This is a genomic window from Vibrio sp. 10N.247.311.47 (assembly GCF_041467535.1).
GTDB classification, from domain to species: domain Bacteria; phylum Pseudomonadota; class Gammaproteobacteria; order Enterobacterales; family Vibrionaceae; genus Vibrio; species Vibrio crassostreae_C.
The window spans coordinates 97054-108514 of record NZ_JBFSUR010000013.1; the positions used below are offsets into that span (position 1 = coordinate 97054).

The 11461-nt window shown below is 46.6% G+C and carries 10 protein-coding genes; 9 read left to right on the forward strand and 1 reads right to left on the reverse strand.

Annotated features, from left to right (window positions below; genetic code table 11):
• The first annotated feature begins 150 nt into the window (after positions 1-150).
• The 5 genes from pyrB to AB6E51_RS11020 all read left to right on the forward strand — a co-directional run bounded on the left by pyrB (position 151) and on the right by AB6E51_RS11020 (position 5241).
• A complete protein-coding gene (gene pyrB / locus AB6E51_RS11000; protein WP_017062721.1) occupies positions 151-1080 on the forward strand; it encodes an aspartate carbamoyltransferase in 930 nt (309 codons plus the stop codon).
• Between the two features lie 15 nt (positions 1081-1095).
• Entirely contained in the window at positions 1096-1560 is a 465-nt protein-coding gene (gene pyrI, locus AB6E51_RS11005; RefSeq protein WP_048605441.1) for an aspartate carbamoyltransferase regulatory subunit, read from the forward strand.
• Positions 1561-1887: 327 nt separating this feature from the next.
• Entirely contained in the window at positions 1888-2376 is a 489-nt protein-coding gene (locus AB6E51_RS11010; protein ID WP_017063664.1) for an arginine repressor, read from the forward strand.
• A gap of 175 nt (positions 2377-2551) precedes the next feature.
• Complete coding sequence (locus AB6E51_RS11015) at positions 2552-4399, forward strand: protein-disulfide reductase DsbD (RefSeq protein WP_372057592.1); 1848 nt, start codon at positions 2552-2554, stop codon at positions 4397-4399.
• Positions 4400-4611: 212 nt separating this feature from the next.
• On the forward strand, positions 4612-5241 hold the full coding sequence (locus AB6E51_RS11020) for a response regulator transcription factor (protein ID WP_017062717.1): 630 nt from the start codon (positions 4612-4614) through the stop codon (positions 5239-5241).
• Here the strand turns inward: AB6E51_RS11020 and AB6E51_RS11025 are convergent.
• On the reverse strand, positions 5238-6989 hold the full coding sequence (locus AB6E51_RS11025) for a potassium/proton antiporter (RefSeq protein ID WP_372057591.1): 1752 nt from the start codon (positions 6987-6989) through the stop codon (positions 5238-5240). The genes AB6E51_RS11020 and AB6E51_RS11025 overlap by 4 nt on opposite strands.
• Positions 6990-7437: 448 nt before the next feature.
• Between AB6E51_RS11025 and AB6E51_RS11030 the strand changes: the two genes are divergently transcribed.
• The 4 genes from AB6E51_RS11030 (at position 7438) to AB6E51_RS11045 (ending at position 11403) form a co-directional block, all read left to right on the forward strand.
• Positions 7438-7704, forward strand: coding sequence for a DUF4212 domain-containing protein (locus tag AB6E51_RS11030; protein WP_010435433.1), 267 nt, complete (start codon positions 7438-7440; stop codon positions 7702-7704).
• A gap of 10 nt (positions 7705-7714) precedes the next feature.
• Positions 7715-9418 (forward strand): sodium:solute symporter family protein, encoded by a 1704-nt coding sequence (locus AB6E51_RS11035; protein ID WP_017062715.1) that lies wholly within the window; start codon positions 7715-7717, stop codon positions 9416-9418.
• Between the two features lie 200 nt (positions 9419-9618).
• Complete coding sequence (locus tag AB6E51_RS11040; RefSeq protein WP_017068852.1) at positions 9619-10005, forward strand: hypothetical protein; 387 nt, start codon at positions 9619-9621, stop codon at positions 10003-10005.
• Positions 10006-10017: 12 nt separating this feature from the next.
• Positions 10018-11403, forward strand: coding sequence for a lyase family protein (locus tag AB6E51_RS11045; RefSeq protein WP_017062713.1), 1386 nt, complete (start codon positions 10018-10020; stop codon positions 11401-11403).
• Positions 11404-11461 lie beyond the last annotated feature (58 nt).

Genomic DNA, 11461 nt, shown 5'->3' on the forward strand with positions numbered 1-11461 from the left:
TTCTGTCGCACATGATTGTCAAACTACACGCCAAAGAGTGGCGGTGGTGTCATTTTTATTTTGCTCTATTGATCGTTTCGAAGCCTCCTATTTTTAGGGGGCTTTTTTTTTGTCCGCAATTTGACTGTATGCATAGAAGGAAGACCCGTTATGGCGCATTCGTTATTTAACAAGCACATCATCTCCATACCTGAGCTCACTCGTAATGAACTGGAGCTTATCGTCGACACAGCAGCAAGACTCAAGGCCGAGCCAAACCCAGAGTTGCTGAAAAATAAAGTCGTTGCGAGCTGCTTCTTTGAGCCTTCAACTCGAACTCGCCTTTCATTTGAGACCGCCGTCCAGCGCCTTGGTGGCACGGTCATTGGCTTTGATAATGGCGGTAACACCTCACTGGCGAAGAAAGGCGAAACACTTGCCGATTCAGTGCAGGTTATTTCATCCTACGTCGATGCCTTTGTAATGCGTCACCCACAAGAAGGGGCAGCACGTTTAGCGTCTGAATTTTCTAACGGTGTGCCGGTAGTAAACGGCGGCGACGGTGCTAACCAGCACCCGACGCAAACCTTGCTGGACCTGTTCTCGATTTACGAAACACAAGGCACGCTCGATAACCTCAATGTGGCGTTCGTCGGCGACCTAAAATATGGCCGTACCGTGCACTCATTGACCCAAGCACTATCGAAATTCAATAACGTGCGTTTCTTCTTTATCGCGCCAGAAGTCTTAGAGATGCCAGATTACATCTGTGAAGAATTGGAAGAGATGGGCATCCAATACAGCACTCACAGCAGCATTGAAGAAGTCGTGCCGGAACTGGATGTTCTGTACATGACTCGCGTGCAGAAAGAGCGCTTTGATGCGTCGGAATACGCACACATGAAATCGGCTTACATCCTCACCGCCGATACATTGAAAGACGCTCGTCAAAACATGAAGGTACTTCACCCGCTGCCACGCGTCGACGAAATCACCACCGACGTTGATAAAACGCCACACGCTTACTACTTCGAACAAGCTGAAAACGGTGTATACGCTCGCGAAGCCCTATTGGCCCTAGTTCTTAACGACACTTTATAAGCAGGAGAAACAGTCATGGTTAAACAAACTCAGCTACAAGTAGAAGCGATCCGTAACGGCAGCGTGATTGACCACATCCCTGCTCACCTTGGTATCAAAATCCTTAAACTGTTTAAGCTACACAAGACAGAACAGCGCATCACTATGGGCTTAAACCTGCCATCATCGGCACTTGGCCATAAAGATCTAATCAAGATTGAGAACATCTTCCTGACCAAGGAACAAGCCAACCAATTGGCTCTGTACGCCCCGCAAGCGACGGTCAATCAGATTGAAGAGTACAAGGTGGTGAACAAGCTAACATTAGTGCTGCCAGACCAAATCAACAGTGTCTACTCTTGCCCGAATAGCAACTGTATTTCGCACGGTGAGCCAGTCGAAAGCAGCTTTAAAGTGCAGCTAAAACAGGAAAACGTGCAGCTAAAATGTCACTACTGTGAAAAAGTATTCTCTCGCGAGATCATGAGTGAAATTCGCTAACCCTTAGCGCCATTATCACGGTCTCCAAAGCACCCTAATACCGATGGATATTTATGCCAAACTTGGAATAAATATCCATTTAACAAAAGAATAAAACTCCAAAATAAAAGCAATTAACTAGAATTTTATTTGGTGATCCCCTTCAAAAAGATAACTATCCTTTAGTGGTAGACTCAAGGGATAGACGATCATACATCACGCATACCTTCCCTCTTTATTTCGGGATTCATCGGTAAGCCCTATTTAACAATCGTACTCTACGGCTTTGGGAGTACGCTCGGCGCTATGGACAAGCGATAACCACATGTTGACCTTAAGGAGTTGTTCATGAACCCAATCACTGAGCACGGTTGCTTGTATTCAGCTGAAGATAAAACACTGACTGCAGCGTGCAAACGCTTACTACAACAACAAAGCTTCTCGACCCAAAATCAACTGCGAGAGAAACTCGTCGATATTGGCTATACCGGTATCAGCCAATCGACCGTATCTCGTATTTTGTCACAGCTTGGTGTTGTCAAAATTCAGAATGCTTGCGGTAAAAAGGTTTACTGCATCACGGTTGAAAGTGCACCGGTTCGTGTCGATGCATCCATCTCATCGCAAATCGAATTCATCACTCATAACCAAGCGATGGTCATCGTAAAAACTCATCCAGGTTGTGCTCAATTAGTCGCAAGATTAGTCGATATCGACCCACATACTGAGATTATCGGCACCGTTGGCGGTAATGATACCGTGCTTATTATTCCAAAAGATACGATGAATATTGATGCTTGCGAACAAGTAGTAAAAGCACGCTTGGGTGTAGCTTAAATGTCTCTTTTACAAAGGCAAGTCACTCAAGTTGAATTGCAGCTCCCCACTCGATTACCCAATAAAATCGCTATCCCGCCTTAGGGGATATTTGTTTGCCGATGAAACTAATAGCAAACTATTACGGTCTGATTGAGTTAAGATACCTTCAACTCCATTTTGATGACTAAATAGTATGCGACGACTTGCCACATTACTTTTTGTTTGTGTTTCCCTATTCACCCAGCCTGCGTGGGCGCTATTTGGGAACGACAACGCCGAGCCAAGCTTCGGAGGCAATAACAATGGTTTTGTCCCTGTAGACCAAGCTTTCCCTTTCAATTACTACCAGCAAGACGACAAAGTCCTTCTCGACTGGCAAGTAAAAGAGGGCTACTACCTCTATCAACATAGCCTCTCGTTCACCGGGCAAAATCTCGCTATCGGTAATGTTGAATTAGAAGATGGTAAGCCGCACCAAGATGAATTCTTCGGTGAGGTGAGCATTTATACTCAGCCGTTATTCGTGCAAGTTCCTCTGCAGAGTTACCAAGATGGCTCACAGCTGATCGTTAAGTATCAAGGCTGTGCGGACGCAGGGTTCTGCTACCCACCAGAGACTCGTATCATCGACATTGAACCTTTCACAGCAACAGGTTCTGCTAATTCGCAAGGTAGTGACTCACAAGCTTCATCTTCTGCTGGCAACGAAACCGATGTTTCTACGCAACCAACATCTCCGAAAGCAGACGTTGTAAGTAACACGACTCAACAGCCAAATACCCCTGTTTCAAAAGAAGCAGGCTTAGCCGATAAGCTCGGTGACAGTTGGTGGACCCCTCTATTATTCTTAGCACTCGGTGTTGGTTTAGCCTTTACGCCGTGTGTGCTGCCTATGTATCCGATTCTAACGGGTATCGTTTTAGGTGGTGGCAAACTCAGCCAAGGTCGCGCGCTGATGCTGTCCTTTATTTACGTGCAAGGCATGGCGTTAACCTACACCTTATTAGGTTTAGTGGTTGCTTCAGCAGGCATGCAATTCCAAGCCGCTATGCAGCACCCTTACGTGCTGATCGCGCTGAGTGTTCTGTTCGTGGCGTTAGCAATGTCGATGTTTGGCGTTTATAACCTGCAACTGCCAAGCAGCATCCAAACTTGGCTCAACAACCAAAGCAACAAGCAGCAAGGTGGCAATACCTTGGGCGTATTCGCAATGGGCGCTATCTCTGGCTTGGTGTGTTCACCTTGTACCACGGCGCCATTGTCAGGCGCACTGCTGTATGTGGCTCAGAGTGGTGACCTATTTACCGGTGCAATTGCTCTGTACGCGTTGGCTATGGGTATGGGTATCCCACTGATTTTAGTGGCAGTGTTTGGTAATAAGCTATTGCCTAAAGCGGGCAGCTGGATGAACAAGGTGAAGATCGTATTCGGCTTTATCTTGCTTGCCGCGCCTATCTTCCTGCTAGAGCGCATCATTCCTGAATTGTGGGCAACCGTGCTTTGGTCTGGCCTTGGCTTCATCGCCTTTGGTTGGCTTTACCACAGTAAGAATGCACTGCCATTTGGTGGCTGGAAGCAAAGCGCTGTGGGCATCATTGCGATGCTTGGCCTGTTCGCATCAGCTCAACCTGCGCTCAATTACTGGTTTGCAGAAAAGAGCGTGACGGTAGAACAACACATCCAATTTGCACGCATCAACACGGTTGAAGAACTAGAAATCCAGCTCATCGAAGCGAAGAAACTCGGTAAGCCTGTGATGCTCGACTTCTACGCCGATTGGTGTGTGGCATGTAAAGAATTCGAGAAGTACACCTTCCATCAAGCTGATGTGGAAAACAAGCTTTCTGACTTCGTACTGCTACAAGCCGATGTAACGAGAAACATGCCTCAAGACATTGAACTGCTTAAACAATTACAGGTACTTGGCTTACCTACGATTGAGTTCTGGGATGGTGAGGGTAACCATGTTCCAAATGCTCGTGTAACCGGTTTTATGCCTGCCGATGTATTCTTAAAACACATGCAAAACCACCAGCTATAACGGCAATATTCACTAAAATATAAGCCGAATCGAAAGCCGCACCGCCCCTCCGTAACGAGATGGCAGTGCGGCTTTTTTGCTATTCAGAGTAACGCTTTCTTATTCCGGGGATAAAAGTCGATATGGTTCAGACTTTTAATGCATAGATATTGTCCACATACTCAATCAGGATGATAATAAATATTAACTAAATTGTTAAAAGTATGAACGTCATGGACTCGACCTATACCATCATCATTGCTGATGACCACCCTCTCTTTCGCAACGCCCTGTTTCAGTCAGTTCATATGGCGATCAGTGGTGCGAACCTGCTTGAGGCCGATTCTCTCGATGCCTTACTGACTCTGCTAAAGAAAGAAGGCGAGCCGGATCTATTACTGCTCGATCTGAAAATGCCGGGCGCCAATGGCATGTCAGGCTTAATTCAACTGCGCGCTGAATACCCAGATCTACCGATTGTGGTGGTTTCTGCCAGTGAAGATGCCAGCGTGGTCACTCAGGTGAAGAGCCACGGTGCGTTTGGCTTTATTCCTAAGTCGAGTGATATGCGTGAGTTGGTGAGTGCACTGAATCAAGTGCTGAATGGCGACCCGTTCTTCCCTGAAGGGCTTATCACCAATAATGCAGCGTGTAGCGACCTTGCAGAAAAGATTTCCACACTGACGCCTCAGCAATACAAGGTATTAGGGATGCTTTCTGACGGCTTGCTTAACAAGCAAATCGCGTATGAATTGAATGTTTCGGAAGCGACCATCAAAGCACATATGACGGCCATCTTCCGTAAACTGGATGTGAAAAATCGTACTCAAGCGGTTATCTTGCTACAAGAAGTCCACAATTAAGCTTCACTGATATCCTCTTCTAAAGTCGTCTTAGGTAAACATAAACCCAACCTGACGACTTTATGATCATCTATCTCTGCAACCACCCAAGTGATGTCATGCCACTCAAAGCTATCACCCAATACAGAGTGTGCGCCAAGCTCTTGAGCAACCAATTGTTTTAGCGTCATTTCTCGCTCTTCTTCCGAGCCAAGTTCAATACCATAACAATCACTCACTGCCGCAACTGATAGCTCAACATCCAAGAAGAAGTCACCAAAGAATCGTGCCGCCTCTTCTGCTAGAGGCGCCTCACTGAACAACGAACTTAAGCTGTCCAAATCTTTGTCTTGACCAAGCACACATAAGATATCGTTCGCCTCTAACACGGTGCTGCCTGATGGGTGAAGCAAGGCATCCTTTCTAAACAGTGCAGTAATTCGCGTTCCTTCCGGCATAGACAAACGCTTTAGTGGTTCGCCCACACACCACTTCTCTTCTTTCAGCTTGTAGACAAATATCTCCCACTCACTAGCAGGGTAAATTTCAATGCCAGTACGAGAAATCGGTGTTGGCGTCGGTGGTAAAGTCACTTGAGCCAATCTCGCGACTTTCATCAAGCTGCCGCCTTGAACAATCAGCGACACCATAACCACGAAGAACGCGATATTGAAATACAGCTGAGCATTGGGCAGGCCTGCCATCATCGGGAATACCGCTAAGATGATTGGTACTGCACCACGCAAACCTACCCAAGAAACAAACCAGCGTTCTTTGGTGGAAAAGCTTCTGAACGGCAGTAAACCCAACCAAACCGACAGCGGACGAGCAAACAAAATCATACCGAAGGCCAGTGCCAGCGCAGGCAGAGCAATGTCCATCAACGTTGATGGCGTCACCAATAAACCCAATACCAAGAACATCACGATCTGGCTTAGCCACGTCATGCCATCAAGAACATTAAGAATAGAGTGTCGCGAGCGCGTCGGACGATTACCAATGAACAAGCCCACTAGGTAAATCGATAAAATGCCGCTGCCGCCAAGCATGTTAGAGAACGCAAACAGCGCCACGCCCCCACTGAGTACCAGAATGGAATAAAGGCCATCAGCCAATTGTACTCGATTGATTAAGCTCCATAGAACCCAGCCGCCGCCAATACCAACAAGAGTACCGATACCAAACTGCATCGCAAAACTTTGCAGTAGGAAGTTCATTCCCATCTCAGCGTCAGGGTTACCTAACAGCGCAATTAAGGTCACCGTCAGGAAGACCGCCATTGGGTCGTTAGTGCCCGATTCGATCTCTAGGGTTGAGCCAACACGCTCATTGAGACTCTGTCCTTTCAGCAAAGAGAATACCGCTGCCGCATCGGTTGAACCAACAATCGCCCCGACCAAGATGCCCTGCATTAATGACAAGTCAAACAGCCAAGCCGCCATTAATCCGGTTAAGGTTGCTGTACATGCGACACCTATCGTCGCCAGCGAGAGCGAAGGCCAGAAAGCGACCTTGAAGCTCGCCACCTTGGTTCGCATACCGCCATCCAACAGAATCACGGCAAGCGCAAGGTTACTCACCAAGTAGGTCAGTGAGTAATCATCGAAATGAATATTACCGGGTCCATCTTCACCCGCTAACATACCAACGAATAAAAAGATCAAAAGAATCGGAACGCCCAATCGTGAGGACACTTGTGAGAAAAGCACACTGATGGCGATGAGCACCGCACCAGTTAAAAATAAGTGGTTGATAGTTATTGCGTCCAATTCGTTCCCCCAAAGAATAAAACTCAAGATATAAGCATGTTGATCTTCTGCCGCTAGCTTGTTGATCTTCTGCCGTTTAGCAAGGCACGGTCGGTGAAAGTGCCGTTGTTACTATAACAAACTTATGTTTCGCTTCGTGTCATAAGCAGGGCTAAATACCGTTTCTCGGTCATTTAGTTGTTAAATTTTATGACTCGCAGTCTAATTCATCCCTTTTTGTTAGACCTTTGGCTAATTTAACAACATTTTAACATCACATTTTTCTATGATTATGTCTCCTAGCTCCCATATTTCAGTACATTAGCGCTAATACCATCCCGACTAAAGTTGCACAGATCCCTTGAATTATCCTTGCTACATTCTAAATCGTAACATTACGTTAACACGCTATTTTACAAAACGGTTTCACAAAAACAGTTTCTACGAAAACGGAATAAAGGAGAAGGCAATGGCGTTCGAATCTACGGAACATGCTCAAGCCTACTGGAAGGAAAACTTGGGAATTATGGGAACACTGCTCGCGGTCTGGTTTGCGGTGTCTTACGGCGCTGGCATCTTATTTGTGGATGCCCTCAATACCGTTCAGTTTGGCGGGTTCAAGCTAGGATTTTGGTTCGCTCAGCAAGGTTCGATATACACCTTCGTGGCGCTGATATTTATTTACGTTGTCCGCATGAATGCGCTCGACAAAAAATACAACGTACAGGAAGACTAGAGGCTAGAACATGGATATTCAAACTTGGACGTTTATTCTCGTCGGTATTACTTTCGCGGTATATATCGGCATCGCAATCTGGGCTCGTGCAGGGTCTACTAGTGAGTTCTACGTTGCTGGCGGTGGTGTACACCCAGTAGCAAACGGCATGGCGACCGCCGCTGACTGGATGTCGGCAGCATCATTCATCTCAATGGCAGGTATCATCTCATTCGTTGGTTACGACGGTGCGGTTTACCTAATGGGTTGGACTGGTGGTTATGTACTACTTGCGCTATGTTTAGCACCTTACCTACGTAAGTTCGGTCAGTTTACGGTTCCTGATTTCATCGGTGAGCGTTACTACTCGAAAACGGCACGTATGGTAGCGGTATTCTGTGCAATCTTCGTATCGTTTACGTACGTTGCAGGCCAGATGCGTGGTGTGGGCGTTGTATTCTCTCGTTTCCTAGAAGTTGATATTAACCTAGGCATCATCATTGGTATGGGTATTGTGTTCTTCTACGCAGTACTAGGTGGCATGAAAGGCATCACTTATACGCAGGTAGCTCAATTCTGTGTCCTCATTTTCGCCTTCCTTGTTCCAGCAATCTTTACCTCAATCATGATGACAGGTAACCCACTTCCACAAGTTGGTATGGGCTCTACGCTATCAGGCACAGATGTTTACCTTCTTGATAAACTGGATGGACTGACCGAAGAACTCGGATTTACCGCCTATACCGAAGGTAACAAGAGCATGGTAGATGTATTCTTCATCTGTGCGGCTCTAATGGTCGGTACTGCGGGTCTTCCACACGTAATCATTCGTTTCTTCACGGTACCAAAAGTACGTGATGCTCGTATCTCAGCGGGTTGGGCACTACTGTTCATCTCATTGCTATACACAACAGCACCAGGCGTTGCAGCATTCGCTCGTGTAAACATGATCGAAACAATCAACGGCCCTGACATGCAAGGTGTCGCTGCAGCGGACGCACCAAGCTGGTACAAAAACTGGGAAAGCACTGGCCTAGTAGGTTGGGAAGATAAGAACGGCGATGGCAAAATGTTCTACTCGGGCGATGAGCGCAACGAGATGAAGATTAACCGTGACATCATCGTACTGGCTTCTCCAGAGCTAGCGAAACTACCAAACTGGGTTGTAGCACTGCTTGCAGCCGGTGGCCTAGCAGCCGCACTATCAACAGCCGCGGGTCTACTATTGGTCATCTCAACGTCGATTTCACATGACTTGTTGAAGAAAGGCTTCAGACCAAACATGACCGACAAGCAGGAGCTGTTAGCCGCTCGTCTGGCAGCCATGGTCGCGATTGTCGGTGCCGGTTACTTAGGTATTAACCCACCAGGCTTTGTAGCACAGGTAGTAGCGTTTGCCTTCGGCTTAGCCGCAGCATCCTTCTTCCCAGCGATTATCCTAGGTATCTTCTACAAGAAGATGAACAAGGAAGGCGCAATTGCAGGTATGTTGTCAGGTATTGCCTTCACAGCAAGCTACATCATCTACTTCAAGTTCATTAACCCAGCAGCAAGCACACCTGAAAACTGGTGGTTTGGTATCAGCCCAGAAGGCATCGGTACGCTAGGTATGTGTCTAAACTTCGTAGTATCGATTGCTGTAAACAAAGTAACTGCTGAAGTACCACAAGATGTACAAGATATGGTTGAGAACATCCGTTACCCGAAAGGTGCAGGTGAAGCTCACGACCACTAAGCACGACCATTAAACAAAGATGTTTAGCAAAAAATGAATCAGTACTTACATTGTAGGGATTAGGTACTGACTCCAGAAAGCCGATACTTCGTGTATCGGCTTTTTCTTTTTCTGCTCACTTTATAAAAAGATAAACAAAGGGTTGTTTTTAAAATTTTATCTGATAATAATTATCATTAACATCCAATAAAGAGATGCAGATGATGATGAAAGAGCAGCAGGTTCTCTATTCGAGATTTTACAAAGCACAGGATCGCTTTGCTTCATTAGAACAAGTTCAAGGCCATGAGCCGTTTGTAATTCGAGAGTATATCGAGTGTGCACTGACGCTTTCGGCTTACTATGAAAAGCATGCCGCTCAAGAAAACATCTTGTTGTGCGAGCTGTATCTACGCCAAGTTTTCTTTCATTTGATTGAAGCGATTGAGTCTCCTCAGCGCAGTTTCGCCTTTCGTCATATCTGCCTAGACTCTATTCACTCACCACTATTTTATTTGAAGCGCCACTACTGCCAGCAACCTCAAGGCCAAGCGCGTTTTTTGAATCTCAGCCAAACACTAAAACAAGTCCAAGCCCCACTTGGCTAACAAGGATAGAACATGACCCTACAATTTCGGATTGAAAAAGACAGCATGGGCGAAGTGAAAGTCCCTGCCGATGCGCTATACCAAGCACAAACTCAGCGTGCAGCGGATAACTTCGCGTTTAGCTCTCACAAGATGCCGACCAGTTTTATTCAAGCACTGGCGTTAATTAAACAGGCAGCGGCAGATACCAATGCTCAGTTAGGTCTACTGGAAGGTGATATTGCCAACGCGATAGCCGAAGCCAGCCAAGAGATCATTGAGGGTAAACACCTCGATCAATTCCCTATCGATGTCTACCAAACCGGTTCAGGTACCAGTTCCAACATGAATGCCAATGAAGTGATTGCTACGCTTGCCTCAAGAAGCTTGCAAGGCGACGTGAACCCCAATGATCACGTCAACATGGGCCAAAGCAGTAACGATGTGGTGCCAACCGCAATTCAAGTGAGCGTTGCTTTGATGGCTGAAAATAAGCTATTACCTGCATTAACTCACCTTTCTGAAGCACTCACCATCAAACAACAGGAACTTGCGGAGGTCGTGAAGACCGGCCGCACTCATCTAATGGATGCGATGCCAATGACCTTTGCTCAAGAGCTAGGTGGTTGGAAATTTCAGATAGAACACGCTAAGCAAGCAATAGAGAACACCCTGCCCGCTATCAAGGCTTTAGCACAAGGTGGTACTGCGGTTGGAACAGGGATCAATGCTGACCCACGCTTTGCCGATAAGTTTGCGAGTAACCTGTCTCAATCGACAAAGATCAGTTTTAGCTCGAGTGAAAACTTCTTTTTTAGCCTCAGCAGTCAAGACGCGATCGTTGCGCTGTCAGGTCAGCTCAAAACGGCAGCAGTTGCGATCATGAAGATCTCAAACGATCTTCGCTGGATGAACTCTGGGCCGTTGGCTGGCTTAGGGGAAATTGAATTACAGGCTCTACAACCAGGCTCATCGATCATGCCTGGCAAGGTAAATCCTGTGATTCCAGAAGCTGCAGCTATGGCGGCGGCGCAAGTCATTGGCAACGACACCACCATTACCGTAGCCGGACAATCAGGTAACTTCCAACTTAATGTGATGCTGCCAGTGATTGCTCATAACGTGTTGGAAAGTATTGAGTTATTGGCAAACAGCTCAGTCGCTTTAGCGGACAAAGCCATCGCGACCTTCACGGTACGCCAAGACAATCTCGATTTGGCACTGTCAAAGAACCCAATCCTAGTGACCGCACTTAACCCTGTGATTGGCTACTTGAAGGCGGCTGATATTGCCAAGAAAGCTTACAAAGAAGGCTTACCAATTCTGGATGTCGCAGAAAGAGAAACCGATCTTAGCCGAGAAGAGCTCAGTAAACTGCTTGATCCAACCACACTGACACAAGGTGGCATTGCTGGTTAGTTATTGAATTAACAAGCGAATCGGCGTTCGCAAAAAAAACAGAGACAAAAAAGGCCTC

Excerpts from the sequence above, each read along its gene's own strand:
- AB6E51_RS11015 (WP_372057592.1), top strand. The coding sequence starts at position 2,552 with ATGCGACGACTTGCCACATTACTTTTTGTTTGTGTTTCCCTATTCACC.
- AB6E51_RS11030 (WP_010435433.1), top strand. The coding sequence starts at position 7,438 with ATGGCGTTCGAATCTACGGAACATGCTCAAGCCTACTGGAAGGAAAAC.
- AB6E51_RS11020 (WP_017062717.1), top strand. The coding sequence starts at position 4,612 with ATGGACTCGACCTATACCATCATCATTGCTGATGACCACCCTCTCTTT.
- AB6E51_RS11010 (WP_017063664.1), top strand. The coding sequence starts at position 1,888 with ATGAACCCAATCACTGAGCACGGTTGCTTGTATTCAGCTGAAGATAAA.
- pyrB (WP_017062721.1), top strand. The coding sequence starts at position 151 with ATGGCGCATTCGTTATTTAACAAGCACATCATCTCCATACCTGAGCTC.
- pyrI (WP_048605441.1), top strand. The coding sequence starts at position 1,096 with ATGGTTAAACAAACTCAGCTACAAGTAGAAGCGATCCGTAACGGCAGC.
- AB6E51_RS11045 (WP_017062713.1), top strand. The coding sequence starts at position 10,018 with ATGACCCTACAATTTCGGATTGAAAAAGACAGCATGGGCGAAGTGAAA.
- AB6E51_RS11035 (WP_017062715.1), top strand. The coding sequence starts at position 7,715 with ATGGATATTCAAACTTGGACGTTTATTCTCGTCGGTATTACTTTCGCG.
- AB6E51_RS11040 (WP_017068852.1), top strand. The coding sequence starts at position 9,619 with ATGATGATGAAAGAGCAGCAGGTTCTCTATTCGAGATTTTACAAAGCA.